This is a genomic window from Amycolatopsis sp. WGS_07 (assembly GCF_045278895.1).
Lineage (GTDB): Bacteria > Actinomycetota > Actinomycetes > Mycobacteriales > Pseudonocardiaceae > Amycolatopsis.
The window spans coordinates 8,542,977-8,566,884 of the sequence record NZ_CP136053.1 but is presented as its reverse complement, the minus strand read 5'-3'; the positions used below and the strand labels follow the sequence as shown (position 1 = coordinate 8,566,884).

26 protein-coding genes and 1 pseudogene are annotated in these 23,908 nt (G+C 71.0%); 12 read left to right on the top strand and 15 right to left on the bottom strand.

Annotation, left to right across the window (positions count from 1 at the left end):
* The first annotated feature begins 51 nt into the window (after nucleotides 1-51).
* Nucleotides 52-636 (top strand): YbaB/EbfC family nucleoid-associated protein, encoded by a 585-nt coding sequence (locus RPX00_RS40270; protein WP_406633547.1) that lies wholly within the window; start codon nucleotides 52-54, stop codon nucleotides 634-636.
* 64 nt (nucleotides 637-700) lie between these two features.
* Here the strand turns inward: RPX00_RS40270 and RPX00_RS40265 are convergent, their stop codons facing one another.
* Both RPX00_RS40265 and RPX00_RS40260 read right to left on the bottom strand, forming a co-directional pair.
* Nucleotides 701-934 carry a hypothetical protein gene (locus tag RPX00_RS40265; protein WP_406633545.1) on the bottom strand — a complete coding sequence of 78 codons (234 nt, stop codon included), beginning with the start codon at nucleotides 932-934 and terminating at the stop codon, nucleotides 701-703.
* A gap of 75 nt (nucleotides 935-1,009) precedes the next feature.
* Nucleotides 1,010-1,351, bottom strand: coding sequence for an MmcQ/YjbR family DNA-binding protein (locus RPX00_RS40260; RefSeq protein ID WP_406633543.1), 342 nt, complete (start codon nucleotides 1,349-1,351; stop codon nucleotides 1,010-1,012).
* Between the two features lie 89 nt (nucleotides 1,352-1,440).
* On the opposite strand from RPX00_RS40260, the gene ligD reads away from it, so the two are divergent.
* Nucleotides 1,441-2,433, top strand: a complete 993-nt coding sequence (gene ligD, locus RPX00_RS40255; RefSeq protein ID WP_406633541.1) for a non-homologous end-joining DNA ligase — start codon at nucleotides 1,441-1,443, stop codon at nucleotides 2,431-2,433.
* Between the two features lie 19 nt (nucleotides 2,434-2,452).
* Here ligD and RPX00_RS40250 read toward each other — a convergent pair whose 3' ends face one another.
* Nucleotides 2,453-3,028 (bottom strand): TetR/AcrR family transcriptional regulator, encoded by a 576-nt coding sequence (locus tag RPX00_RS40250; protein WP_406633539.1) that lies wholly within the window; start codon nucleotides 3,026-3,028, stop codon nucleotides 2,453-2,455.
* A gap of 143 nt (nucleotides 3,029-3,171) precedes the next feature.
* On the opposite strand from RPX00_RS40250, the gene RPX00_RS40245 reads away from it, so the two are divergent.
* Nucleotides 3,172-4,062 (top strand): alpha/beta hydrolase family protein, encoded by an 891-nt coding sequence (locus RPX00_RS40245; RefSeq protein WP_406633537.1) that lies wholly within the window; start codon nucleotides 3,172-3,174, stop codon nucleotides 4,060-4,062.
* On the top strand, nucleotides 4,055-4,921 hold the full coding sequence (locus RPX00_RS40240; protein ID WP_406633535.1) for an LLM class flavin-dependent oxidoreductase: 867 nt from the start codon (nucleotides 4,055-4,057) through the stop codon (nucleotides 4,919-4,921). The genes RPX00_RS40245 and RPX00_RS40240 overlap by 8 nt, the downstream gene beginning before the upstream one ends.
* A 6-nt stretch (nucleotides 4,922-4,927) precedes the next feature.
* Here the strand turns inward: RPX00_RS40240 and RPX00_RS40235 are convergent, their stop codons facing one another.
* A complete protein-coding gene (locus RPX00_RS40235; RefSeq protein WP_406633533.1) occupies nucleotides 4,928-5,449 on the bottom strand; it encodes a DinB family protein in 522 nt (173 codons plus the stop codon).
* 126 nt (nucleotides 5,450-5,575) lie between these two features.
* Here RPX00_RS40235 and RPX00_RS40230 point away from each other — a divergent pair, with 126 nt between their 5' ends.
* The gene (locus RPX00_RS40230; RefSeq protein WP_406633531.1) at nucleotides 5,576-6,874 is read left to right on the top strand and encodes an MFS transporter; all 1,299 of its coding nucleotides are present in this window, start codon (nucleotides 5,576-5,578) and stop codon (nucleotides 6,872-6,874) included.
* Here RPX00_RS40230 and RPX00_RS40225 read toward each other — a convergent pair.
* On the bottom strand, nucleotides 6,861-8,051 hold the full coding sequence (locus RPX00_RS40225; protein ID WP_406633529.1) for an SGNH/GDSL hydrolase family protein: 1,191 nt from the start codon (nucleotides 8,049-8,051) through the stop codon (nucleotides 6,861-6,863). The two genes, RPX00_RS40230 and RPX00_RS40225, sit on opposite strands and share 14 nt — an antisense overlap.
* 138 nt (nucleotides 8,052-8,189) lie before the next feature.
* Between RPX00_RS40225 and RPX00_RS40220 the strand changes: the two genes are divergently transcribed.
* A complete protein-coding gene (locus RPX00_RS40220) occupies nucleotides 8,190-9,740 on the top strand; it encodes a protease pro-enzyme activation domain-containing protein (protein WP_406633527.1) in 1,551 nt (516 codons plus the stop codon).
* An 8-nt stretch (nucleotides 9,741-9,748) separates the two neighbouring features.
* Here the strand turns inward: RPX00_RS40220 and RPX00_RS40215 are convergent.
* Nucleotides 9,749-10,788: pseudogene (locus tag RPX00_RS40215) on the bottom strand (LLM class flavin-dependent oxidoreductase).
* A gap of 38 nt (nucleotides 10,789-10,826) precedes the next feature.
* Here RPX00_RS40215 and RPX00_RS40210 point away from each other — a divergent pair.
* Nucleotides 10,827-10,964, top strand: a complete 138-nt coding sequence (locus tag RPX00_RS40210) for a L,D-transpeptidase family protein (protein ID WP_406633525.1) — start codon at nucleotides 10,827-10,829, stop codon at nucleotides 10,962-10,964.
* A gap of 26 nt (nucleotides 10,965-10,990) precedes the next feature.
* Here RPX00_RS40210 and RPX00_RS40205 read toward each other — a convergent pair whose 3' ends face one another.
* The 3 genes from RPX00_RS40205 to RPX00_RS40195 form a co-directional block, all read right to left on the bottom strand.
* A complete protein-coding gene (locus RPX00_RS40205; protein ID WP_406633523.1) occupies nucleotides 10,991-11,404 on the bottom strand; it encodes a VOC family protein in 414 nt (137 codons plus the stop codon).
* Nucleotides 11,405-11,505: 101 nt separating this feature from the next.
* Complete coding sequence (locus RPX00_RS40200) at nucleotides 11,506-12,291, bottom strand: SigB/SigF/SigG family RNA polymerase sigma factor (protein WP_406633521.1); 786 nt, start codon at nucleotides 12,289-12,291, stop codon at nucleotides 11,506-11,508.
* Nucleotides 12,288-12,740, bottom strand: coding sequence for an ATP-binding protein (locus RPX00_RS40195; RefSeq protein WP_406633519.1), 453 nt, complete (start codon nucleotides 12,738-12,740; stop codon nucleotides 12,288-12,290). The genes RPX00_RS40200 and RPX00_RS40195 overlap by 4 nt, the downstream gene beginning before the upstream one ends.
* A 165-nt stretch (nucleotides 12,741-12,905) precedes the next feature.
* Between RPX00_RS40195 and RPX00_RS40190 the strand changes: the two genes are divergently transcribed.
* Complete coding sequence (locus tag RPX00_RS40190) at nucleotides 12,906-13,451, top strand: bifunctional nuclease family protein (protein ID WP_406633517.1); 546 nt, start codon at nucleotides 12,906-12,908, stop codon at nucleotides 13,449-13,451.
* Between the two features lie 423 nt (nucleotides 13,452-13,874).
* On the opposite strand, the gene RPX00_RS40185 is transcribed toward RPX00_RS40190, so the two are convergent.
* Both RPX00_RS40185 and RPX00_RS40180 read right to left on the bottom strand, forming a co-directional pair.
* On the bottom strand, nucleotides 13,875-14,291 hold the full coding sequence (locus tag RPX00_RS40185; protein WP_406633515.1) for an STAS domain-containing protein: 417 nt from the start codon (nucleotides 14,289-14,291) through the stop codon (nucleotides 13,875-13,877).
* 1,079 nt (nucleotides 14,292-15,370) lie between these two features.
* A complete protein-coding gene (locus RPX00_RS40180) occupies nucleotides 15,371-16,198 on the bottom strand; it encodes an LLM class flavin-dependent oxidoreductase (RefSeq protein ID WP_406633513.1) in 828 nt (275 codons plus the stop codon).
* 128 nt (nucleotides 16,199-16,326) lie between these two features.
* On the opposite strand from RPX00_RS40180, the gene RPX00_RS40175 reads away from it, so the two are divergent.
* Both RPX00_RS40175 and RPX00_RS40170 read left to right on the top strand, forming a co-directional pair.
* Entirely contained in the window at nucleotides 16,327-16,827 is a 501-nt protein-coding gene (locus tag RPX00_RS40175) for a PadR family transcriptional regulator (RefSeq protein WP_406633511.1), read from the top strand.
* Nucleotides 16,828-16,844: 17 nt separating this feature from the next.
* Entirely contained in the window at nucleotides 16,845-18,035 is a 1,191-nt protein-coding gene (locus RPX00_RS40170) for a cytochrome P450 (protein ID WP_406633510.1), read from the top strand.
* Between the two features lie 2 nt (nucleotides 18,036-18,037).
* On the opposite strand, the gene RPX00_RS40165 is transcribed toward RPX00_RS40170, so the two are convergent.
* From RPX00_RS40165 to RPX00_RS40155, 3 genes are all read right to left on the bottom strand, one after another.
* Nucleotides 18,038-20,440, bottom strand: coding sequence for a glycoside hydrolase family 2 protein (locus tag RPX00_RS40165; RefSeq protein WP_406633508.1), 2,403 nt, complete (start codon nucleotides 20,438-20,440; stop codon nucleotides 18,038-18,040).
* 60 nt (nucleotides 20,441-20,500) lie between these two features.
* Nucleotides 20,501-21,346 (bottom strand): LLM class flavin-dependent oxidoreductase, encoded by an 846-nt coding sequence (locus tag RPX00_RS40160; RefSeq protein ID WP_406633506.1) that lies wholly within the window; start codon nucleotides 21,344-21,346, stop codon nucleotides 20,501-20,503.
* A gap of 132 nt (nucleotides 21,347-21,478) precedes the next feature.
* Entirely contained in the window at nucleotides 21,479-22,381 is a 903-nt protein-coding gene (locus tag RPX00_RS40155; RefSeq protein ID WP_406633504.1) for an NAD-dependent protein deacetylase, read from the bottom strand.
* Nucleotides 22,382-22,454: 73 nt separating this feature from the next.
* Between RPX00_RS40155 and RPX00_RS40150 the strand changes: the two genes are divergently transcribed.
* Nucleotides 22,455-22,643: a hypothetical protein gene (locus RPX00_RS40150; RefSeq protein ID WP_182888851.1), complete on the top strand. Its 189-nt coding sequence runs from the start codon at nucleotides 22,455-22,457 to the stop codon at nucleotides 22,641-22,643.
* Between the two features lie 171 nt (nucleotides 22,644-22,814).
* Here the strand turns inward: RPX00_RS40150 and RPX00_RS40145 are convergent, their stop codons facing one another.
* A complete protein-coding gene (locus tag RPX00_RS40145) occupies nucleotides 22,815-23,129 on the bottom strand; it encodes a hypothetical protein (protein WP_406633502.1) in 315 nt (104 codons plus the stop codon).
* Between the two features lie 86 nt (nucleotides 23,130-23,215).
* Between RPX00_RS40145 and RPX00_RS40140 the strand changes: the two genes are divergently transcribed.
* The gene (locus tag RPX00_RS40140; protein ID WP_406633500.1) at nucleotides 23,216-23,896 is read left to right on the top strand and encodes a hypothetical protein; all 681 of its coding nucleotides are present in this window, start codon (nucleotides 23,216-23,218) and stop codon (nucleotides 23,894-23,896) included.
* Nucleotides 23,897-23,908 lie beyond the last annotated feature (12 nt).

Sequence of the window (23,908 nt, the reverse complement as noted above, 5' to 3'; positions counted from 1 at the left end):
CAGACCCGCCCGCAGCGGCGCGGGCGACGGGATTCGAGGAGAACGAAAAGCATGACCAGCGCGGGTGGGCTGGGCGACCTGATCAGGGACCCCGACGACGCAATCCGGCGAATGGACGAATGGGCGGCCGGGTTCGCCCGCAAGGCGGAGCGCTACGCGGCGGCCCAGCAGGAAACCGAGCAGCTGCGGCTGACCGCGACGAGCCCGGACGGGACCGTGAAGGTCACCGTCGGGGCCGACGGGGTCGTGTCGGACCTGGTGTTCAGTTCCCGCACGCGCACCATCCCGCCGGAGGAACTCTCCAGGATGGTGCTCGAGACCATGCGGAAGGCGCAGTCGGGCATCACCGACCGCGTGGCCGAGGTCATGGGCCGCAGCCTCGGCGACGAGGACCCGGACACCCGCGCGGTCATGCTCGACTCGCTGCGCAACCGCTTCCCGGACCCCGACCCGGACCCGGACGGCCAGCAGGACGGCCCGGAGGAGCAGCCGGAGCCGCCGGCGACGCCGCCCCCGGCCGGAGGTGCGGCCCGTCCGCCCGCTTCGCCGCCCGCGCCGGGCGGGCCCGCCGCGCCGCCGCAGGGCCGCCGTCCGGGCGGGATCGACCCGGACGAGCAGGACAACAACCCCTGGTGAACCTCGGTGCGCCCCGGCTTTCCGGCCGGGGCGCACTGTCGTGTGTGGACGGTCCGATGTGGACTCAGTGGACGGGTTTGCGGTCGGCGAGGTAGCGCAGGTAGATCAGCGCCAGGAGCGCGCCGTAGACGAGGGCCACGCCCCACTCCGCCGGGTCGGCGTAGGCCGGGCCGCATGAGCCGGGCGTGTCCAGGCGCGAGACGCAGGACGAGCCGGTCCCGAGGGAGTGGTACACGAGGAACACCCCCACGACCAGCACCCCGAACGCCGCCAGTACCTGTACAGATCGCCGCGACACCGCAGATTCCCCTCCGCCGGAAACACGGAGAAGATCGCCAGGACCCGCTGCGTTGTTACCCGGTATGCCGGATTGTCAGAGCTGCGGCAGCGGAACCTCGGCCGCGAGGTCCTCGGGGGCGGAAAGCCGCCACGCCTCGTACACGAGTTCGACCAGTTCGTCGGCCTCGATGCCGCTCAGCTGGACCACCACCCAGCCGAATCCGCCGGACGTGAACTGCTCCTCGAAGACGTCCGGGCGTTCGGAGACTAGCGCCTGCTGCTCCGCGATGGTCTGCTTGAGCCCGACGGTGTCGGTGCGCGGCCAGTGGTAGCCGAATCGCTTGCCGCGCACGCTGAACGACGTGTAGTCGCGGCCGCTGCCGCGTTCGACCTCCCGCAGCTTGCGGACGATCCGTTCGAAATCCTTGCTCGGCACCGGTCCTGGCCCCCTCCATCGTGGACCCGGCCATCTTACGGCGGCGGATCCGGCGGGTTCGCCTTACGGTGGTGCCCGGAGGTGCCCGAATGTCCGAACCCGCCCGCGGCATGCCGCCCGCGATCGAGCCGATGCTGGCCTCGCCCGACGGCGGGACGCTGCGCGACGACCCGGCGTACGCCTACGAGTTCAAATGGGACGGTTACCGGGCGACGATGCGTGTCGCTCCGGACGGTGCCACGTTGCTGACCAGCCGCAACGACAACGACTTCACCGCGAGGTTCCCGCAACTGTCCGGCGCGCTCGGCGACGCGCTGGGCGGCCGCCCGGCGGTGCTCGACGGCGAGATCGTCGCACTCGACGAGCACGGCCGTCCCGACTTCGGGCTCCTGCAGAACCGCACCTGGCAGGCGGTCGCGTACTTCGCCTTCGACATCCTGAGCCTGGCCGGCGAAAGCCTGCTCGACGCGCCGTACGAGGAGCGCCGCGAGATCCTCGCCGGAATCGAACCGCCGGACCGCCAGCTGGTCGCGATCACGCCCTGGTACCGGCACAGCGACCTCGCCGAGGACGGCCTGACCCCGGCCGGACTGCTCGACGTGGCGCGGAAAATGATGCTCGAGGGCCTGATGGTGAAGGCCCGCGCGTCGCGGTACCACCCGGGACGGCGCAGCCCGGAATGGCTCAAGCACCCGCTGGTGCAGACGACCGAGGTGGTGCTCGGCGGCTGGCGTCCCGGCCAGGGCCGCCGGGAGGGCACGATCGGCGCACTGCTGCTAGGCGCGCACGACCCGGTTTCGGGACAGCTGCGGTACCTGGGCGACGTCGGCACCGGCTTCACCGACGCGATGCTCCAGGACCTGCTGGCTCAGCTGGTTCCGTTGGAGCGCAAGACAAGCCCGTTCGCCGACGAGGTGCCCCGGGACCGGGCGCGCGGCGCGCACTGGCTGAAGCCGGAGGTGGTGGGGGAGGTCGTGTACCGGCGGCTGACCCCGGGCGACGGGCGGCTGCGGCATACCGCTTGGCGCGGGCTGCGTCCGGAACGGCGTCCGGACGAGGTCGAGGTTCCGGCTGCCCGGTGAAGGGCATTGCCGGAGCGCGTTAGCCGCTCTGTCGCAACCCGGTGATCAGCAGCGCGGCGAGGCGGCGTGCGTCGTAGCTGTCGTCGGCTTCCGCGCCGATGCACAGGTTTCCGACCCCGCGCATCAGGTGGACCGCTTCCAGGTCCGTGTGGATTTCCCCGGCCTTGGCGGCGGCGTCGAGCAGTTCGGTGCACACCGGGACGAGCCGGTCGAGGAAGTACGTGTGCAGTGCCTCGAAGCCGCTGTGGTCGGACTGCATGATCCCGGCCAGTCCGTGCTTCGTGACGAGGAAGTCGACGAACAGGTCGATCCACTGCGCGAGCGCGGCGTGCGGGGAAGCGTTGTCCGCCAGCAGTTTCGGGCCCGCGTCGGCGCACGCTTCGACCTGGTGCCGGTACACCGCGATGATCAGGTCGGCGCGGGTCGGGAAGTGCCGGTAGATCGTCCCCACGCCGACGCCCGCCCGGGTCGCGATGTCGCGGACCGGGGCGTCCACTCCGGACTCGACGAAGACCGCCGACGCCGCGTCGAGCAGGGTCTTCTCGTTGCGCCGGGCGTCCGCCCGTTTCGCGCGGGCCCCCGCGTTCTCACCCACGTGCCACTCCCTCCGCGTGCCGCCGGTAGACAATCGGAACCGTGTTCCGTATAGTTACCGGAGCAACGTTCCGTTTGCTCATGATGCCAGATCGGGCCGCCGGCCACCACACCTCGCGCCCGACGGCGAAAGAAGGTACTCCTATGTCCGCAGTACAGTTCGCGGCTCCGGTCGTTTCCGTCAAACCGGTGCGGCTCGACGCGCCGGGGCGGGGCGAGGACCTGCTGGTGCGCGTGTCCGCTCCGGCGACCGGGCGGGATCTTCCGGTGATCGTGTTCTCGCACGGGTTCGGCTCGTCGGCCGACGGTTACGGGCCGCTGGTCGATTACTGGGCCGCGCACGGGTTTGTCGTCGTGCAGCCGACGCATCTCGATTCGCGGGTTCGCGCGTTGCCCGCGGAGGATCCGCGCACGCCGGACATCTGGCGGTTGCGGGCCGAGGACCTTCGGCACGCTATCGACCAGCTGGACACCGTCGCGGGGGCGGTGCCGGGGTTGGGCGGGCGAGTCGATCCCGGCCGGATCGCCGTGGCCGGGCATTCCTGGGGAGCGCAGTCGGCGAGCATGCTGCTGGGGGCCCGGGTGGCCGGGGCCGAGGAGGATTGGTCCGATTCCCGGGTGAGCGCCGGGGTTTTGTTCGCGATCACCGGGACCGGCGGGGCGGACCTGTCTCCGTTCGCCGCCGAGCATTTTCCGTTCATGAGCCCTGGTTTCGAGGAGATGAAGACGCCCGCGCTGATTGTCGCGGGGGATCGGGACGATTCGATGCTGTCGGTGCGGGGGCCGGACTGGTTCACCGACGCGTACCGGCTCAGTCCGGGGGAGAAGAGCCTGCTGACGGTGTTCGGCGCGGAGCATTCGCTGGGAGGCATTCCGGGGTACGAGGCTCGGGAGACCACTGACGAGAATCCGGAGGCGGTCGCTTTGCAGCAGCGGGTGAGCACGGCTTATCTCCGCAAGGTGCTGGTGCCCGGGGACGAGAGCTGGGCCGGGATCGAGGGCGGTCTTGCCGGGCGGGTCGAGTCGCATGAGTGAGCCGCGGTTCGGGATCATGACCGCGCCGATGCAGGTGGATTACGCCTCGCTGCGGCGGGTCTGGCTTGAGGCGGACGAAATCCCGGCCATCGAGCACGCCTGGCTGTTCGACCATCTCCTGCCGATCGCGGGCGAACCGGACGGGCCGATCTTCGAGGGCTGGACCCTGCTTTCGGCCCTTGCCGGGCAAACCGAGCGGCTGCGGCTCGGGCTTTTGGTGACCAGCAACCGGTTCCGCCCGCCCGCGGTGCTCGCGAAGATCGCCGCGACCGTCGACGTCGTGTCCGGCGGACGGCTCGACTTCGGCCTCGGCGTCGGCTCCCGGCCGGGGCACCCGCTGGCTCGCCGGGAGTACGAAGCGCACGGCCTGCCGTATCTGGAAACCGCCGACGCGGTGGGCCGGTTCGCCGAGGCGTGCACGGTGATCCGCAAGCTGTGGACGGAGGACAAGCCGTTCGATTTCGCGGGCGAGCACGTTCAGCTCAGCGGCGCGTTCGGCAATCCGAAGCCGGTGCAGCGCCCGCATCCGCCGTTCGTGATCGGCGGCCGGGCCCGTGCGACGCTGCGCGCGGCCGCCGAGCACGCCGACGTTTGGAACATCCCCGGCGGGGACATCGCGGACGCCGTCGAACGCGGTGCGATGCTGGACGGGTACTGCGCGGAAATCGGCCGCGACCCGGCGGAGATCGTGCGCTCGATCCATCTGCCGGTGTCGTACGACCAGCCCGCGCTCACCCGGGCGGCGATCGGGGAAGCGCTGGAAGCCGGGTTCGGCCACGTCGTGCTCGGGCTGCCCGCGCCGTATCCGGCCGGGGTTGCGCGGTGGGTCGCGGACGAGCTGATCGCCAAGGCGGGTTAGGCGCGCTCAGCGGGCGGCTCGCTGCAGGCGGAGCTGGCCGATCTCCGCGACGTTCTTCATCAGTTCGGCGTTCGCCCAGGCGATCAGGTGCCCGATGGTGCGGCGGGGATCGCCGTCGGGCAGGGACGGGACGGCGGCGGCCAGGTCGGCGTCGGTGAGCTGGTCCAGTGCGGAGAGCCACTCCGCGCGCAGGCCGCGGAGCCAGGCGACGGCCGGTTCGCCGGGGCCCGGCCAGGAGACGGCGGTCCGCTCCCGCGGCGCCCGGCCGCGGACCTGGTCGAGGGCGGCGCTCCACCACCAGCCGAGGTGCCAGCTCAGCCAGGCGGCCGTGGGCGCTGGAACGGGATCGGGCTCGCTTTCGGCCCAGTCCGGCGTCCAGGTCCCGTCCTCGGCCTGGTGCATCGTCCAGTGCAGTGCGGCGGGCTCCCAGAGGAAGTCCTCGGGTTCCAGCCGCTCCAGGTGGTACTCGAACAGCGACCAGGTGAGGTCGAACTGCCAGCGCTGCAGTTCGAGGAAGGAATCGGGCACCGGCCGACCCTGGCACACCGACGGGCGCGGCGGGAACCGGGTTTCCGTGCCCCCGCCTTCCGGTGGTCGACCGGAGGGGAGCCGCCGTGCCAAGATGACGCGCCTGAACGAGAAGGGGGCTCGGCAGTGGTGCTTGAGCAGGATGTGAACGCGGCGGGGCGGGTCCGGCGGGTGGCGCTCGCCAGCGCGATCGGGACGACCATCGAGTGGTACGACTACTTCGCGTACAGCACGGCGACCGCGCTGGTGTTCAACAAGCTCTTCTTCCCGTCGCTGTCCCCGGCGTCCGGGACGCTCGCCGCGTTCGCGACGCTTGGGGTCGGCTTCGTCGCGCGGCCGCTGGGCGGGATCGTCTGGGGGCACTTCGGCGATCGCGTGGGGCGCAAGGCGATGCTGGTCGCCTCGCTGGTGCTGATGGGGCTCGCGACCGCGGGGGTCGGGGTGTTGCCGACCTTTCATCAGGCGGGCGTGATCGCGCCGGTGCTGCTCGTCTTTCTCCGGGTGCTGCAAGGGATTTCGGCCGGCGGCGAGTGGGGCGGCGCGGCCCTGATGGCGGTCGAGCACGCTCCGGAGGGCAAGCGCGGGCGATACGGATCGTTCTCCCAGATCGGGGTCCCGGCGGGGCTGATCCTCGCGCAGCTGGTGTTCTTCGTGGTGAACAGTTCGCTGTCGCCGGATCAGTTCCGGTCGTGGGGCTGGCGGATCCCGTTCCTGGTCAGTCTCGTGCTGGTGGCGGTCGGGCTGGTGATCCGGTTGCGGGTCGAGGAAAGCCCGGTGTTCGCGAAGCTGCGCAGCACCGGTGCGCGCAGCAAGCTGCCGATCGTGGAAGTCTTGCGCGCGCGGCCGAAGCAGGTGCTGGCGGCGGCGGTCAGCTTCATCGCGAACACCGCGATGGGGTACATCTTCTTCGCGTACCTGCTGTCGTACGGCACTGCGGTGCTGAAGCTGTCCAGCACGACGATGCTGGTCGTGGTGATCGTCGGCAGCGTGGTGTGGCTGGCGAGCATCGTCGCGGCGGCGATCTGGTCGGATTCGGTCGGGCGGAAACCGGTCTATCTCGCGGGTTCCGTGCTGCTGGTGGTCTGGTCGATTCCGTTCTTCCTGCTCGTGGACACCGCGCAGCCGTGGTTGCTGATCGTCGCCGTGGTCGTTTTGAACATGGGCCTCGGCGCGACGTACGGGCCGCAGTCGGCGTTGTTCTCGGAGCTGTTCGAGTCCCGGTTCCGCTACAGCGGATCGTCGTTCGCGTACGCGGTGGGCGCGGTGCTGGGCGGCGGGTTCGCGCCGTTGATCGCGACCGCGTTGCAGAGTTCGACCGGGACGTCGTTGTCCGTCTCGCTCTACATGGTGGGGGTCGGCGTGCTCAGCCTGCTCGCGGTGCTGGCGTTCCCGCGCAAGCCGCTCGTGCCGGTCACAGGAGAGTGAGCGGCACGGCGTCGGCCATCCGCTGGTATCCGGCGTCGTTCGGGTGCAGGTGGTCGCCGGAGTCGTAGGCGGGCAGCATCGCGAGCGGGTCGGCGGGATCGCGGATGGCGGCGTCGAAGTCGACGACGCCGTCGTAGATCCCGCTGGTCCGGATGAAGGTGTTCACCGACTGGCGGGTCTTTTCCAGCGTCGGGTCGTAGATCTTCCAGCCCTTGAACGGCGTCAGCGTGCCGCCGATGACCCGGATGCCCTGCGCCTTGGCCTGCGCGACGATCTGGCGCAGTGCGGAGACGATCATCGCCGGATCGGTCTGGTGCGGGTTCTGCTGGATGTCGTTGATGCCTTCGAGCACGATCAGCGTGCGGACGTCGCCGCTGGTCAGCACGTCGTCGGCGAGCCGGGCGAGTGCGTTGCGGCCGGCGGTGGCCCCGTCGAGCAGCAGGCGGTTGCCGCTGATGCCGGAGTTGAGCACGCCGAGCCGTCCGTGCAGGCGGTCGCTCAACCGGTCCGGCCAGCGGTGGTTCGCGCCGGGCGTGGAGAGCGCGCCGTCGGTGATCGAATCGCCGAGGGTCACGACGGTGCCGTGCGCGGGGCCGCGGACGTCGACCTCGCTGACGTAGTGCCACACGGAGGTTCGCTCGGTGAACGAGGAGCCGGATTCCTCGGTCGCGAAATCGCCGGCGCGGGTGAAGAAGGACGTCTGCTGCGCGAGCGGATGGTAGGTGACCGGGCCGGACGGCGTGGGCACGTAGGTGGTCACGAGGAGGTCGGCGTCGGCCGGAACGCGCAGCCACGCCGGGTCGCTCAGCACCTCGCCGCCCGGCGGCACCACCACTGTGGACTGGCCGCCGAACGTCAGCGTGCGCATGGTGCCGCCGGCCGCGCGCGGGCCGTCGGCGGCGACGGCGAGGGTCACGTGGCCGAAGGTCAGCGGCGCGGTGCCAAAGGTGTTGGAAAGCCTTACCCTGGCCTGATTTCCGCCCGCGCTGGTGTGCACGACGTTGCGGATCGAGTAGTTCGGATACCCCTGCGGCGTGTTCGCCACCGCGGCCGCGGGCGACGCCGCCCACGTGCCGACCCAGCCGTGCGCGGCCAGATCGCCCTCGGCACTGCCGGACGCGGTGACCGCGCCCAGCGTGAGCACGGCGGCCGTGCTCAGAGTCAGGATCCGTCTCATGGAAATACTGTGCGCGCGCCCGCGCTGCTCGGCAGCGGCGGTCCCGGTCATCGGGTCGACAGAAAACCGGACAGGTTTTGCCGCCGGACGGGGGATGCGACGATGGTGGACCGGCGCGAACAGGTTCACCATTGAGTGATGACAGAATCACAGTGGGTATCGCTATCCGGAAGCCTGCGTCCCGCGCTCGCCGAGGCCGAGGTGCTCGGTCCTCTCGACGCGGACGCCACCGTCACCGCGACCGTCGTGCTGCGGCGGCGCGCCGATCTGGACGTGGCCGCGCTGAGCGAGCCCCTCGCCCCGGGGGCGTTCGCCGAGCAGTACGGGGCCACCGCCGACGATCTCGACCTGGTGCGGACCGTCCTCACCGACGCCGGGCTCACCGTCACCGAAGAGCATCCCGGGTCGCGCCGCGTCGCGGTCCGGGGCCCGGCCCGCGCGATGACGGCCGCGTTCCAGACCGAACTGAACCTGGTCCGCCACGGCGAGCACGGCGAATTCTCCGCGCGCACCGGGGAACTGGGAGTGCCGGCCGCGCTCGGCGATGTCGTGGTCGCCGTGCTCGGTCTCGACGAACGGCCGCAGGCACGGGCACAGTTCCGGCTGCACAAGGAAGCCGCCGCACAGGGCTATTCGCCGGACAAGGTCGGGCAGCTGTACGGATTTCCGGCCGACGCCGACGGCGCCGGGCAGACCGTCGCGGTGATCGAACTCGGCGGCGGCTACAAGCCCGAGGACCTCAAGAAGTACTTCGCGGACTTGAAGATCACCGAACCGAAGGTGACCGCGGCCGGAGTCGACGGCGGCAAGAACGCACCGACCGGCGACCCGAACTCGGCGGACGGCGAGGTGCTGCTGGACGTCGAGGTCATCGGCGCGCTCGCGCCCGGAGCCGCACAAATCGTCTACTTCGCGCCGAACACCGACCAGGGCTTCCTGGACGCGGTCAGCACCGCGGTGCACGCGACGCCGACGCCGGTCGCGGTCAGCATCAGCTGGGGCCAATCCGAGGACCAATGGACGCCGCAGGCCCGTTCCGCGATGGACCAGGCGTTCGCCGACGCGGCCGCGCTCGGCGTGACGGTGTGCTGCGCGTCCGGCGACAACGGCAGCACCGACGGCCAGAACGACGGGGCACAGCACGTCGACTTCCCCGCGTCGAGCCCGCACGCGCTCGCCTGCGGCGGTACGAAACTCGACGGCACCCCACCGTCCACAGTGAACTCCGAAACGGTGTGGGGCACCTCCGGCGGCGGGGCGACCGGCGGCGGCGTGAGCGACGCGTTCCCGGTGCCGGACTACCAGCAGGCCGCGGGCGTGCCGACGCGAGCGGGCGACGGGAAGCCCGGCCGCGGCGTCCCGGACGTGGCAGGCAACGCGGATCCGGCGACCGGGTACCAGGTGCTGGTCGACGGACAGCAGATCGTCGTCGGCGGCACGAGCGCGGTTTCGCCGTTGTGGTCGGCATTGCTGGCCAGGCTGGCGCAGCTGGCGGGGCACGGATTCGGGCTGGTGCACAGCAAGCTGTACGCGGGGGTGGGCGCCGGCAAGGCACAGCCGGGGTTCCGCGACATCACCGAAGGCAGCAACGGCGCGTACTCGGCCGCCGCCGGATGGGACGCGTGCACTGGGCTCGGCGTGCCCGACGGTGCCGCGCTGCACGAGCTTCTCGGCGGTAAAGCGTCCTGAATGGACAGTCAGGAGTCGGTGCCGAATTCCTTCCGGATCCGCGGCAGGACCTCGGTGCCGAGCAGTTCGATCGCCTTCATGACCTTGCGATGCGGCACGCCGGACCAGTCCATCTGCATGGCGTAGCGGTCGGCCCCGGTGAGTTTCCCGACGGTGATCAGCCGGTCGGCCACCTCGTCGGGGCTGCCGACGAACAGCGCCGCGGCGTCGCGGGTGTACTCGTCGTACTCCGCGCGGGTCGGGATCTGCCAGCCGCGGGCCCGCGCGCCGTACTTCATGGTTTCCAGCCAGTACGGGTAGAAAATCTCCTTGGCGTCCTGCGAATTCTCCGCGACGAGGCCGATCGCGCTCATCGTGACGTGCAGGTCGCCGGGGAGTGCTCGCCCGCTTCGCCCGCCCGGCGGTAGAGGTCCACCAGCGGCGCGAACCGCTCCGGCTCGCCGCCGATCACCGCGTACACCACGGGCAGGCCGAGCAGTCCGGCGCGCACCGACGACTCCGGATGCCCGCCGGTGCCGATCGAGATCCGCAGCCGCCTGCCGTACGGGCGCGGGTAGACGTGCGCGTCGGTCAGCGGCGGGCGGAACCGGCCGGACCAGGTGATCGGGTCCTCGCGGTCGAGCCGCAGCAGCAGCGCGAGCTTCTCCTCGAACAGCGCGTCGTACTCGGCGAGATCGGCCCCGAACAGCGGGAACGATTCGGTGAACGAACCCCGTCCGGCGAGCAGTTCCGCGCGGCCGCGGCTGAGCTGGTCCAGCGTCGTGAACTGCTGGTACACCCGCACCGGGTCCTCTGTGGAGAGCACGGTGACCGCGCTGGACAGCGTGATCCGCTCGGTGACGCTCGCGGCGGCGGCCAGCACGGTCGCCGGGTTCGAGATCGCGAACTGCTCCAGGTGGTGCTCGCCGAGGCCGTAGAACCCGAGGCCGAGTTCGTCGGCGAGCCGGATCCGCTCGAGCGTTTCGGCCAGCCGCTGCGCGACCGGGACCTGGTCGCCGGTCACCGGATCGGCCGGCCGGTCGCCGAAACTGTAGACGCCGAGTTCCATGCGCCGTCACCTCCTCGCTGCCCGCCGACGATACCCGGTTGTTGACGCGTCATCGTCCGCAACCTTCCGGGCCGCTCGACCGTCCCTCGCACGGCTGCATCCACCTGACCGAGGAGGATTCCGCGCTGTTCTTCGACCGGCTGCCGGTGGGGGCCGAGGTGGAGGTCCGCGGCTGACCTCCGGCCGGCCGCGGACTCCCGGGTCAGCCCGGCTGGCCGATGTTGACCATCCAGGAGATGCCGAACCGGTCGATGCAGGCGCCGAATTCGTCGCCCCACACCTGCTTTTCGAGCGGAACCGTGACGGTGCCGCCGTCGGACAGCTTTTCCCAGCAGCGGCGCAGGAGGTCGCCGTCGTCGCCGCTGAGACTGACCGAGATGTTCGTGCCCGGATTGTGCTCCATGCCGGGCGGCACGTCCGACGCCATGAGCGTGAAGCCGTTGTCGCCTTCCAACAGCGCGTGCATGATGTTGTCCGCGTTGCCGGCTTCCGCGGGCGCGCCGGAATCGCCGTAGGAGTTCAGCGCGAGGTCGCCGCCGAACACGCTGTGGTAGTACTCCATCGCTTCGCGCGCGTTGCCCGCGAAGCTGATGTAGGGGTTGAGTCTCGAGGCCATCGGGCCCTCCTCAGCTGATGGACGGGCTCGCATCGTCGCAGATCGGCCGGGGTGCGACAACGGGATCAGGCCCGGTCGGGCGACCCCCGGTCGCGGCGTCCTCAGGGGTCGCCGGTGAGCTTGTCGCGAAGCTGTTCGAGCGTCTGGGAAAGCAGCCGCGACACGTGCATCTGGGAGATCCCGATCTGCTCGGCGATCTGCGTCTGGGTGAGGCCGCCGAAGAACCGCATCACGAGGATCGCGCGTTCCCGTTTGGGCAGTTCGCGCAGCAGCGGCTGCAGGGCCTCGTGGTTCTCGATGTGCTCGATCTCCGGGTCGTCGCTGCCGAGCGTGTCGGCGAGCAGGAGCGGCTCGGCGTCGTCGTGCACCGGCTTGTCCACCGACAGCGTCTGGTAGGCGTGGCCCGCGACGAGCCCCTCGTGCACCTCGGAGAGTTCGAGGCCGAGGTGCTCGGCGAGTTCGGTGGGCGTCGGCGCGCGGCCGAGCGTCTGCGACAGCGTGCTCGAACCGCGGCTGAGCGCGAGGTGCAGTTCCTTGAGCCGGCGCGGGACGCGGACCGACCAGCCGGTGTCGCGGAAGTACCGGCGGATCTCGCCCATGATCGTCGGCACCGCGAAGGACAGGAAGTCCGGGCCGCGGTCCGGGGTGAACCGGTCGATCGCGTTGATCAGCCCGATCCGGGCGACCTGGACCAGGTCCTCGCGGGGTTCGCCGCGTCCGGTGAAGCGGGTCGCGATGTGCTCGGCGACCGGCAGGAATTCGGTGACGAGCCGTTCGCGCAGCCGCGGGCGCCGTTCGTCCCCTTCGGGCAGGGCGGCCAGCTCCTCGAACAACGGCGCGGTGTGTGCGTACTCGTCCCGGTGGCGGATGACCGGCTGCTGGTTCACCCGCTCGCCTCCCGGTGCAGGTCGAGGTCGAGCGTGAGCGCGTACCCGTCTTCCGCCGGGTCCGGCACGCAGCGCGCCGACACGTTCGCGGCCAGCGTGGTGAGCACGTGCCAGCCGAAGCTGCGCTCGCTCGGCGGCTGCGCGTGCTGGGTGCGGGTCTGGACGCCGAACCGGATCCCGTCCGGCGAGACGGTGAACCGGCAGGTCATCGCCGCGCCGGGGGCGGCCGTCGACACCACCTGCGCGCACGCCTCGTCGACGGCCATCTTCGCGTCGGCGATCGCGTCGAGCCCGTAGTCGGCCCGCGCCGCGACGGCCTGGGCGAGCATGCGGACAAGCGGGATCTGGTAGGTCTCAGCCGGCAGCCGCAGCTCGATCACCTCGTCGAGCAGCCGGTCCACGGCTGGCATGCCGCCGCTGGCGCGGCCGCCGGGTCCCTCGTCGTTCATGGATGCCGCATACCCAGGCGAGCCGCGATCGACACGTGCGCCGGCTCACGGTTCGCCGGCCCGCCGGGTGAATCCGGCGTGAGGCGCGCGGCGATTTCGCGTGACAAACCGCCGGAGGTTGGGTAGTCAGCAGGGGAGAACCTTTTCGGAAGCGGGGTGACCCCCATGGTGCAGGTGCGGGTGCAGGGACTGGCCGTGGTGGCGCAGGAGTCGGCGCCGGTCGTGCTGCTGCGCGAGGAATCCGGCTCGCGCCGGTGGCTCGCGATCACCATCGGCGCGCCGGAAGCGCAGGAACTGGCCGCCGCGCAGGAACACGTCGTGTCCGCGCGGCCGGGGACGGTCGAGCTGATCATCGAGGTGCTGGCGGCGCTGGGCCAGCAGGTCGAGCGGATCGAGATCACCCAGCTGCTGGACAGCATTTTCCACGCCGACCTGGTGCTGTCCGGCGGGCTCCGGGTATCGGCCCGCCCGAGCGACGCGATCGCGATCGGCCTGCGGACGCACGCCCCGCTGGAAGTCGCGGAGGCGGTCCTGGACGAGGCAGCGGTGGACGTGACGGTGGCGGCGGGTGATGAAGCGTCTCTCGGGTCCGCGCTCGAGGCGGCGGGGGATTTGGAGGAACCGGCTGAGGCTGCGGAGGACGAGATCCGGCGGTTCCGGGATCTGCTCGACGACGTGAGCCCGGAGGACTTCCGCGATCCGGACGCCTGAGGGGGTTGGCTGGTCCGGTGTGGGTCGGCGCGGGTTGGTGGTTTGACCCCGCCGTTTGATCGAGCCGCACGACTCGTCGAGTGCGACATCCGGCCAAAGGTGCCGGGAAGTCCTCTTGTGCGCGGAGCAGCCCGCCCGCACGACACCCCAGCTCCGCCACTCGCCCCCAGCATCGCCGCTCGGCGCCCCGGCCGAAGCCGCCGGGAAGGCCTCTTGTGCGCGGAGCGCGCACAGCCCGCCCGCGTGACACCCCAGCTCCGCCACTTGCCCTCGGCATCGCCGCACGGCGCCCCGGCCGAAGGCGCCGCCGGAAAGCGTGCCTCCGCGCCGCTCAGCAGCCAACCCGCGCCGGGCCGTGCTGCTTTACGAAGCGGCAGCGGCGTCCGCGGTTTCCGCGGTGTCTTCAGTGTCCTTAATGGACGGTCAAGGCCGTTCGGCGGGCCGGGGCAGCGGGATCTCGGTGAGCCCCTCGGCGGCGCCGGGCCGTGCGCAGGACAGCGGGAAGAGCGCGAGCAGCCGCCGGACCGTGGGGGCGGTGCCGGGGTCGACGTAGAAGTCCGTGTCCGCCCCGGCGGCCAGCAGGCTCAGCCGGATGAGGGTGCGCAGCCCGGCGACGCCGAGGAAGGTCGTCTGGCGCAGGTCGACGATCACCAGGCTGACCGTGCTGCGCAGCCGGGACTCGACCACCTCGGCCAGCCGCGGCGCGGTGGCCAGGTCGACCTCCCCGGCGACCTCGACGACGGCCGTCCCCGGCGCGGGGTGGCGGACGCGCAAGCGAAGCAGCCCCGTCGGGTCCGGCCACGGCGGAGCGGGCAATCGGGCGCTGTGTGCGGTGATCATCACGGCACTTTCTCTGAGTCGCGCACCAGGCTGCCGGAGAAATACCGGACCAGCCGGGCACCGGGCATACCGGCGCGCGGAACGGATCACGGCGGCTGGAGGCTCAACCACCCTCCACGGTAACCCTCCCGCGCCGCACAGGGAAGCCCGCCGAAGGGGGACGAATCCGGCTCTGAATCGGTTTCCGGTTCTGGAGAAGGAGCCAGCGGGGGCTGGTCGTGGGCGGTGGTGGGACGGCTGGCGACCCGGTGCTGTGGGGAGCGGGATGGCGCTGGACGGGTGTTGGGGCTTTGGCGGGGTGGCGCGGGATTGGCGGGTGGGCGGCGGGGTTGGTGAGGTTGCGGGGTTTGGCAGGCGGGTGGAGAGGTTCGATGAGGCGGCGGGGTGTGGCGAGGTTTGGTGCGGTGGCGCGGGATTGGCGGGCGGGTGGTGCGGCCTGGTGCAGCGGCGAATTCGCGGTTGGGCGAGGTCGCGGGGAACTGGCAGTTGAGGCAGGCGGGTTCGGTAAAGAGGCGGGGGATTCGCGGGTCGGTGGCGTGGTCTGGCGAGGAGACGGGGGATTGGCAGGCGAGCGGCGGAGTTGATGATGCGAGGGGGTTAGCGGTCAAGTGGCCCGGCATCGGTGATGCCTCGGGGATCGGCGGCCGGTGTCGGGTTTGGTGCGGTGACGGGGATTAGCAGCCGGGGCGGCGGGTTTGGTGCGGCGGCGGCGGATTCGCGGGCGGGTGGCGCGGTCCGGCGAGATGGCGGGAATTGGCGGGCGGTCAGGATGTCGTTGGGCGGCAAGGTGTTTCGGCGGGATGGAGGCTGCCGATAGCCGGAATGCTCGTCGTGTGGTGGCTGGTCGCCTGATGGGGTTGGGCGGCTGACTCGATCGGGTTCGATGGGTGCGGGCCTCAGTTTCGGGTTTCTCGTTCGGATTCTGCGGCAGTCGGCGAGGGCTTCCGCGGAATTCCCGCTCACCGCTGCCTGAGTCGAAGGACCGGCCCAGTCGGGTCGAGCAAGGGCGGGAACGCGCCGAGGGAGAAGCCGTCGCGGGTCAGGTTCGGGTGCCTGTCTCGTGCCCGGATTCCGTCCCCTCAGCCTCCGATCCGAGGCGGGCCGGCGTCCACGATGGTCAGCGAGAGGTCCAGTGGGTCGAAGTGGATGAGCGATTCCATCCACCAGGTCATCCCCGCTTCGGCTAGTGCGGCGAGGTCCACCGTGACTGGGTCCTCCCACGCTGGGCTGGCGTTGCCGGTGACCGCGACGGCGTATGGGCGGTCCGGCGGCCGGACCTGGGCGACCAGGTTCGCCAGTGCCTCGGGCGACGGCGGTTGCGGGCCGGTGTTCGGGAAGATGCCGTCGCTGCTGGCCGCGCGGCGCAGGACTTGCTCGTGGGCGGTGGTGCTGGCCGTCCACACGGGAATCGGGTAGGGCTCTGGTTCGGTGGCGTCGAGCGTCACGCGGTAGTGCGGGCCCTCGTGCTGCACGGCTTTTCCGGCCCACATCGCGCGGACGATCTCCAAAGCCTCGTCGGTGCGGGCCGACAAGACAGCGGGGGAGGACGGGTCGGCGAAGCGGCTGAAGTCACCGGTTTCGTCCGAGCCGATGCCGGTGCCCAGGATCAGCCTGCCGCGGGACAGGCGGGCGACGGTGGAGGCTTCGCGAGCCAGCACCCACGGGCGACGGCGGCTCGGCGGGGTGACCATCGGGCCTAACGCCACCCGCTCGGTGGCCTGGGCGATGGCGGCCAGGGTGGTCCAGGTGTCGGCGATGGGCGGCATCGCGGGCACGACGTGGTCCCACAGGAACACGCCGTCCCATCCGGCGGCTTCGGCTCGGACGGCCAGGTCGACTAGGTCTGCTGGGTCGCCGAAAGGGCCGAAGGGCGGCAGGTAGAGGCCGTAGCGCACGTGGTCGGTCATGGAGATCCCCCTCTGGATCGGTGCGAAAGAACCGTATCGGGAGGGACCGACAAAAAACGGAGATCTTCTCCCGCCCTCCGCCGTTCGGACGTTGCCGGGTAACTGGACCCTAGGTTACGGTGACCTATATGTGGATCGACGTGCTCCTGCTCGCGAAGCTCGCCGAGCGGCCGTGGCACGGGTACGAACTGCGCAAGCAGGTCGAGGAATCGAGCGGACGGGCGCTGTCGAACAATTCGCTCTACCCGGCGCTGCGCCGGTTCGCCGAGGCGGGCGCGGTGACGCGGACCGCCGAGCCGCAGGAGGGGCGTCCGCCGCGGCATGTTTACACGATCACCGACGTCGGGCGGGAGCTGCTGCACGATCTGCTCGCCGAGCTGCCGCCGGAGCTGGCCGGGGATCCGGCCGAGTTCCTGGCGCGGCTGGCCGGGTTCGGCAGGCTCGCCCCGGAGGAACGGCTGCGCGTGCTGGACGCTCGCCAAGCCGCCGTTTCGGCGCAGCGGGACCGGCTGGCGAAGCTCGGCGCGGGGCAGACCGACCCGTGGAGCCGCCTCGTGCTGGCCGAGGTCCAGCGGCGCGCCGAGAACGAACAGGACTGGCTCGCGTCGTTGCGCACGCGGGCGGGCTGACCCGAGGAGGACCCCGAATGCCGACCACCGCCCAGCTGCCGTTCGCCCGGCCGAACGTGCTGGACATCGCGCCGCTGTACGAAGTATTGCGCCGCGAAGGCCCGATCGTCCCGGTGACGACCCCGGCCGGCGACCCCGCCTGGCTCGTCACGGCCTACGACCAAGCGCGGGAAGTGTTCGCCGACAACCGGTTCGGCCGGTCGCACCCGCATCCTGAGGACGCCTCGACGGTCTCCGACGCGGCGGTGCTGAACGGCCCGCAGGGCGATTTCGAGACCGAGCAGGAGGAACACGCCCGGCTGCGCCGCCTGCTGGTCCCGGCCTTCTCGGCGAACCGGATGCGCAGGCTCGGCAGCCGGATCCAGGAACTCGCCGACCGGTGCCTCGACGGGATGGAGGCCGCCGGTTCGCCGGCGAATCTGCACGAGCATCTGTCGTTTCCCTTGCCGGTGCTGGTGATCTGCGAACTCCTCGGCGTTCCGTACGGCGACCGCGAGAAGTTCCGCGACCTGTCCGACCGGATCGGCGTGCTCGACAGCGGCGGCGACGCCGAGGTCGCGATGACCGAGTTCACCGCCTACATGTCCGGCCTCGCCGACGCGAAACGCGCGAACCCGGGCCAGGACGTGGTGTCGGACCTGGTCGCCGCGCAGGCCGACGACCCGACGTTCACCGACGACGACCTCGGCCGGCTCGCCGCCGGGCTGCTGTTCGCCGGCCACGAGACCACGTCGAACCGGATCGACCTCGGCGTGCTGTTCCTGCTCACCGACCTCGCCCGCCGCGACGCGCTGGCCGCCGATCCCGAAGCGCGCGTGCACGCCACCGTCGAGGAGATCCTGCGGATGTCCGCGCCGGGCGGGCTCGGTCTGCTCCGGTACGCGCACGAGGACGTGGAGATCGGCGGCGTCCGCATCCCGCGCGGCGACGCGGTGATGATCTCGACCGCCTCGGCCAACCGCGACCCGGCGGTGTTCGCGGACGCGGACGAGTTCGACGCGGACCGGAAACCCAACTCCCACATCGCTTTCGGCTACGGCGGGTACTTCTGCATCGGGGCCAGCCTCGCGCGTACGGAGCTGCGCGTGGTGTTCACGACGTTGTTCCGCCGCTTCCCGAACCTGCGGCTGGCGGTGCCCGCCGACGAGCTGGAAGTGCGGTCGAACCGGTTGACCGGCGGGGTTTCGCAGGTTCCGGTCGTGTGGTGACGTCAGACTGACGCGATGGTCGCGGTCCCGGTGTTAACGAACGGATGCGTGGCGCTCACGGTGATCGTGCCGGGAGTGCCGCGCATCGACCGCACCCACACCGCGGCCGCACCGCCGAGCGCGCCGAAATCCAGGTAGGGATCGCCGATCAGCACGCCAGGGCCGTTCACCGCGACGGCCAGCACCCCGCGGCCGCGCGGACGCGGAGCGCCATAACGGTCGAGCGAGCGCAGCGCGACTCGTGTCGTGTCCGCACCGTCGGCGATGAGCTGGCTGTCGTCGGCGGTCACCGAGATGACGTCGTACGTCGGATCCGCGCTGAATCGCCTGCGCAGCACGGTGTGCCCGCCGATCCGGCCCTCGATGGCCAGCTCGGGACGCGACCGGCCGTTCACGCGCAAATCGACCACGAACGGCGGGTACGCCAGATGCGGGAACCGCGCGCGATCCGGCCGCACGGTGACCGGGCGCTTGCCCGCGACAGTCACCACCAGCACCTCGCAGTTCGACCAGATGATTGCGTCGCGGCCCGGCCCGCCCGGCGGTGAGCCCGGGCCGAAGTCCCAGTAGAAAGCCGGTTCGATCACCGCGCCGCGCGACGGATCGCGCTGGGCGCGGTAGAACCCCGCGCCGAGTTTGGGGATGCGGAAGAAATCCATCACGCCGGGGTACTTCACGCCGCGATAATTGTGGTACCAGCCGGAGGGATAGTCGAAACCGCACCAGCCGATCAGGCCGCTGTAGCGCGGATCGGCCGCGGCGTGGTCGTGCACCCAGGCGTGCAGCAGGCTCTGTTCCCGTTGCACCGCGGGCGAATCCGTCCGCCGGAAGTACGGCGAGCCGACCAGGGTGCCGATGGCTTCGCTGACCAGGTAAGGAACTCCGCGTCGCGGCGGCCGCAGCGGGGGAGGCGAACCCGGCGGATGCGGGCGGCTGTAGTCGTTGAACGAGAACACTCCGCCGCCCGCTTTCACCGGGTACAGCGGCGAAACGTAGCCGCGTTCGCCGGCGACGGCACCGGTGCACGGCCGCGTCGGGTCGAGTTCCGCGGCGAGCTGGTCGGTCCGCCCGTACAGCGCGTATTGGCCGAGCGTTTCGTTCACCCGGGTGCCCCACACGATGATCGACGGATGGTTGCGGTCGCGCACGATCATGTCGTGCACGTCGCGCACCGCCAGCTCCTGCCACGCGGTGTCGCCGACGTGGTCCCAGCCGGGCAGTTCCTCCCACACCAGGATGCCGAGTTCGTCGCAGGCATCGAGAAACGCCGTGGCCTGCGGGTAATGCGAACAGCGCACCATCGTGCAGTTCAGCTCGTCTTTCAGCAACTGTGCGTCACGGCGCTGCACCCGCTCCGGCATCGCGCCGCCGACGAACGGGTACCACTGATGCCGGTTGAGCCCGAACAGCTTGAGCGGCTTCCCGTTCAGCCGGAAACCGTCCACAGTGAACTGAGCGTCGCGCAATCCGGTGCGCACCGGATAAGTGTGCACTTTCCGGCCGTCGACCGAGAGCGTGACGAGGATGTCGCACAACGCCGGGGCGTCGAGATCCCACAGCTGCACCGCTTCGAGGCCCTGCAAGGACACCGAGACCTGGGTGTTTCCCTTCGGCAGCCCGGTGAGGTCGGTGTAGGACGACGCGATCTCCGCGCCCTTCTGGCTGAGCGCGGCGGTAACCCGGATCGGGCCCTTCACCGCCTTCGCCGAGTCCACCGTGCAGTGCAGCAGCACCTCGCGGTTCGGCGTCAGCACGGCGACCTGCTGGGCGTACACATCGGACAGATAGGTCTGCGGCGCCCCGGTGAGCCGGACTTCGCGGTACATCCCGGCGGGCTGGTAGAAGTCGATCGCCGTGGGGTGCGGGAATTCCGGCAGATCCGGCGGGGTGTTCTGCTGCCAGCGGCCGTCGACCACGACCGCGAGCACGTTGTCCTTCGGCGTCAGCAGACCGGTGACCTCGCAGCGCAGCGGCAGGTAACCGCCGCTGCGCGCGGAGACGAGGCGCCCGTTGAGGTACACGGTCGCGGCGCTGAGCACGCCGTCGAACTGCAGGAACGCCCGGTTGCGGCGCAGTTGTGCGTCGGCGAGGAAGTGCTGCCGGTACACCCAGACGTGCTGCCAGTCCGAGGGATCCCAGTCCTGCCAGGACAGCGGGACGACGCAGTGCGGCACCGAAACGAGCGCCATCCCGCTGTCGTCGAAGTCCGGATCGGTGCTGCCCGCCGTGTACCGCCCGAAAAGCCAGTCCGCGCCGAACCCGTCCCGCGCCGCCGGGGGCGCGGGACGGGAAAGCGCGGCCGCGAGCGCGCCCGAACCGGCGATCGCCGCGCCCGCTCCCAGCAGGAACGTCCGCCGGGGGTGCGCGGCGAGCCAGTGGGCCCGCGCGGAAGGCTCGCTCGTCATTCCCGCCGGAGGGCGGTCAGCGTCGATGCCCGCATGGCGCGAGCTTACGACCGCCGGTGTTCAGCAGAGGCCAGCGAGCCGGTCGACCTGGCCGGGATCGCGGCCCCAGCAGTACAGCATCACCTCGTCCGCGCCGAGATCGCGGTAGGCGCGGATCGTGGCGCGGATGTCGGCGGCCGTGGTGAGCATTCCGCTCACCATCTGATCCGCCATTTCGGTGAACGCGTAGTACGTCCGCATGGCCGTTTTCGCGTCGTCCACGACGGAATCGGGGCCGAGCGCGACGTTCGCCTGCGCGACGATCCGCGGCTGGCCCGCGCGGCCGTGCTCCTGCCAATCGCGGCGCACGGTCTCGAACAGGCCGCCCGCCCACGACGGCGGGGCGGCGGCGAGCAGCCCGTCGCCCCAGCGGGCGACGCGGGCCAGCGCCTTGGGTTTGAACGCGCCGATCAGGACTTCCGGGCCGCCTTCGCGGTACGGCGCGGGGCCGATCGGACCGGCTTCGGCGCTGTGCGGTTTGCCGGACCACAACGAGCGCAGGTCGGCGAGCTGCTGGTCGAAGCGGCGGCCGCGGTCGCGCAGCGGGGTGCCCGCGGCGTGGTGGTCGTCCTCGCGGCCGCCGATGCCGAGGCCGAGCACGAACCGGCCGCCGCTCATCAGGTCGAGCGTGGCGGCCTGCTTGGCGAGCAGCGCGGTTTCGCGCAGGGGAGCGAGCAGGACCTCGGTCTGCAGCCGGACGCGGGTGGTCGCGCCGGCCAGCACGGCGAGCGCGGCGAGCGGTTCGGGGTTGTGGTACACGAGCCGGTCGAGCAGCCCGAGCGTGCTGAACGGGCCGGCGTCCGCGCGCCGCGCCCATTCGAGCAGGGCGGCGGGGTCGCTGACGGGCAGGCCAATGCCGATGGACATCGGGGAACCTCCGGTAAAACGGGTCGACAACTACAGGGGTTGCCGCCCGCTCCTGGACCTGGATGTCTTCAGGCTGGCCGGTCCGCTCTGCGGCGTGTTTCCGGGGACCGTTCGCATCGGAGTGCCGCCAGCCTACCGAGCCGCCGCCGGGTCGGGCAACGAGGTTTCCAGCACCGCCAGCAGTTCGGTGAGCGCGGGGCCGAGCGGCAGGTCGGCGCGGACGGAGGCGTGCTCGTCGCCGCGCGTCTGGCCGCGGTTGACGATCACGACGGGCTTGCCGGATTTCGCGGCGCGCCGGACGAACCGCAGCCCGGACATGACGGTGAGCGAGGAGCCGAGCACCAGCACCGCGGACGCCTCGTCGACCAGCCGATAGCAGCGTTCGACGCGGGCGCGCGGCACGTTCTCGCCGAAGAACACCACGTCCGGTTTCAGCACGCCGGAGCAGCTCGTGCAGGGCACCGTGCGAAAGGTGCGGACGACGTCCTCGGCCAGCTCGACGTCGCCGTCCGGGTTGATCCGCGTCGCCGTGCCGCCGAACTCCGGGTTGGCCGCGCGAAGCCGGGCGTCGAGATCCTCGCGGGCGGTGACGCGGCCGCAGCCGAGGCACACGACGCGGTCGAGGTTGCCGTGCAGTTCGACCACGCCGGGCGTGCCTGCCGCGCGGTGCAGGCCGTCGACGTTCTGCGTGATGACGCCCGACAGCCAGCCGCCCGCCCGCAGCGCCGAAACGGCCCGGTGCCCGTCGTTCGGCGCGGCCCGCGCGATGGTGCGCCAGCCGAGGTGGCTGCGCGCCCAGTACCGCTGGCGGCCCGCTTCGCTGGCGACGAATTCGCCGTACGTCATGGGCGTGTGCCTGCGGAGACTGCCGGTTTCGCCGCGGTAGTCGGGAATGCCGGATTCGGTGGAGAGGCCCGCGCCGCTCAGCACGAGCACCCGCCGCCCGGCGACGATCTCCGCCACGTCGGCGACCGTGCCCGTGCGCGGCAGCGGATCGCCAGGTCCGGCCCAGGTCAGCGTCGGTCGAGTGCGCACGCCGCCAGTCTAATCGCCACCCGGTCGGGGATCGGGCGATTGGACTGCCGTCCGCTTGGGTACCAAAGGCACCATGTGGTTCGCGCTGGCTACGCCCGTGGTCGTGATGGTCGCCGCCGTGCTGATGGAATCCGTGGAGCGATATTGCGTCCGGACTCCGAGCGGGGCGGTCCGGCGGCCGGTCGAACGGGCGGCGCTGCGGGAAGCGTCGATGCCGGTCGTAGCCGTCGGGGCGGCTCGGCTCAGGCAGCGGACCGCCTGAGCGCCTGCGGGCCGGAGGGGCCGGTGTTCTTGGGAGGAACACCGACCCTCCAGCCGGTGGGCGAGGGCCCGCACTTCCCGTCGGGGTGGAAGTGCGGGCCTCTTCTCTGCGTCACGGCTCCGGCACGCCGGCCGCCGCGTTGCGTTTCAGGAACGGCGCTGAAGGATCCGATCACTGGTCTTTCCGGGCGGCCCGGCGTCGGAGCCCGCGCGCGGCCAGAGAAACCGCGGCGGAAGCCCCGGCACCGGCGAGGACGTTCCCCAGCGCCGATTTCGCCCCGCCGAAGTGGGCAAGCGCCAGCGCCGCGGCGACCCCGAGGCCGACCGTTCCCGTCAGCAACACTGTCCCGTAGACGGCCAGGCATCGGATCAGGACGACCAGGCGCCGCAGGCCCGCCGCGGTGCTGGCGTCCGTCCCCACGAGGCGCGCGCACAGCGACTGCCGCTCAGGCGCCCGCCCCGGCCCCGAGGCGGGCGGTTTGCTCATCACGAATGTCTCCTGCTGGTCAGCCGGAGCGCTGAAAGTGGCCCCGCACAGAGGTGAGAGGGACACTTGTGAAATAGTTTGTTGACATGAGCGGACCCGCGGCGCGGCCGACGGCATGGCGATGGCTCTCGCCGACGCTCCCCGGGTGGACGTGGGCCTCGACGAATGGTCGGATCAGAGAGTTCGTGCTTGACCGCGTGCGCGCCGATCCCGGGCCGGCGCCGGCGACGGTTCTCGACGCGCTGACCCAGATGGACCTGCTCCTCCAGGCCAGCCGGTTGGCCTGGTACAACGAGATCGCTGGCCGGCGCGCATCGGGGCGGTCCTGGGAGCGGATCGCCGGCGAGCTGACGTACGCGGACGCCCCGATCCGGCTGAAAAGTCTGCGGCGGCAGGATGTCCGCCAGCATTTCCACCGGCCCCCGGCGCGCATCAGGAAAGAAGCTGAAGACCTTCTGGCGGGTCCGTTCGGCGATGAAGTTCTGGATCTTGTTTTCAGCCTGTCCGGCAACTATGAAATACCCGAAATTACGTTGCGCAGCGAAGTGGACACGCTGGCGGCGGAGGCGTCGGCGCGGGGGTGCTCGTGGGCGGCGGTCGGTGCGTCACTGGGGATCAGCCGCCAGGCCGCGCATCGCAAGTACGGCCGGCTGACCGAATCGGATTTATGCGTTGAAATCGATCTGCTCGAAGTGGTGGAAAGCGCTGAGTATCACGCCCGAGACGGAGATGCGGAGGCAATGGCTATTCTGCGAGCATTCGGATAAGCCGCGTGTCCT

What these genes read in the sequence shown, in the direction of transcription:
- RPX00_RS40270 (WP_406633547.1), top strand. Translation starts at nt 52, where the DNA reads ATGACCAGCGCGGGTGGGCTGGGCGACCTGATCAGGGACCCCGACGAC.
- ligD (WP_406633541.1), top strand. Translation starts at nt 1,441, where the DNA reads ATGTCCGAACCCGCCCGCGGCATGCCGCCCGCGATCGAGCCGATGCTG.
- RPX00_RS40245 (WP_406633537.1), top strand. Translation starts at nt 3,172, where the DNA reads ATGTCCGCAGTACAGTTCGCGGCTCCGGTCGTTTCCGTCAAACCGGTG.
- RPX00_RS40240 (WP_406633535.1), top strand. Translation starts at nt 4,055, where the DNA reads ATGAGTGAGCCGCGGTTCGGGATCATGACCGCGCCGATGCAGGTGGAT.
- RPX00_RS40225 (WP_406633529.1), bottom strand. Translation starts at nt 8,051, where the DNA reads ATGAGACGGATCCTGACTCTGAGCACGGCCGCCGTGCTCACGCTGGGC.
- RPX00_RS40220 (WP_406633527.1), top strand. Translation starts at nt 8,190, where the DNA reads ATGACAGAATCACAGTGGGTATCGCTATCCGGAAGCCTGCGTCCCGCG.
- RPX00_RS40205 (WP_406633523.1), bottom strand. Translation starts at nt 11,404, where the DNA reads ATGGCCTCGAGACTCAACCCCTACATCAGCTTCGCGGGCAACGCGCGC.
- RPX00_RS40195 (WP_406633519.1), bottom strand. Translation starts at nt 12,740, where the DNA reads ATGAACGACGAGGGACCCGGCGGCCGCGCCAGCGGCGGCATGCCAGCC.
- RPX00_RS40190 (WP_406633517.1), top strand. Translation starts at nt 12,906, where the DNA reads ATGGTGCAGGTGCGGGTGCAGGGACTGGCCGTGGTGGCGCAGGAGTCG.
- RPX00_RS40185 (WP_406633515.1), bottom strand. Translation starts at nt 14,291, where the DNA reads ATGATCACCGCACACAGCGCCCGATTGCCCGCTCCGCCGTGGCCGGAC.
- RPX00_RS40180 (WP_406633513.1), bottom strand. Translation starts at nt 16,198, where the DNA reads ATGACCGACCACGTGCGCTACGGCCTCTACCTGCCGCCCTTCGGCCCT.
- RPX00_RS40175 (WP_406633511.1), top strand. Translation starts at nt 16,327, where the DNA reads ATGTGGATCGACGTGCTCCTGCTCGCGAAGCTCGCCGAGCGGCCGTGG.
- RPX00_RS40170 (WP_406633510.1), top strand. Translation starts at nt 16,845, where the DNA reads ATGCCGACCACCGCCCAGCTGCCGTTCGCCCGGCCGAACGTGCTGGAC.
- RPX00_RS40165 (WP_406633508.1), bottom strand. Translation starts at nt 20,440, where the DNA reads ATGACGAGCGAGCCTTCCGCGCGGGCCCACTGGCTCGCCGCGCACCCC.
- RPX00_RS40160 (WP_406633506.1), bottom strand. Translation starts at nt 21,346, where the DNA reads ATGTCCATCGGCATTGGCCTGCCCGTCAGCGACCCCGCCGCCCTGCTC.
- RPX00_RS40150 (WP_182888851.1), top strand. Translation starts at nt 22,455, where the DNA reads ATGTGGTTCGCGCTGGCTACGCCCGTGGTCGTGATGGTCGCCGCCGTG.
- RPX00_RS40145 (WP_406633502.1), bottom strand. Translation starts at nt 23,129, where the DNA reads ATGAGCAAACCGCCCGCCTCGGGGCCGGGGCGGGCGCCTGAGCGGCAG.
- RPX00_RS40140 (WP_406633500.1), top strand. Translation starts at nt 23,216, where the DNA reads ATGAGCGGACCCGCGGCGCGGCCGACGGCATGGCGATGGCTCTCGCCG.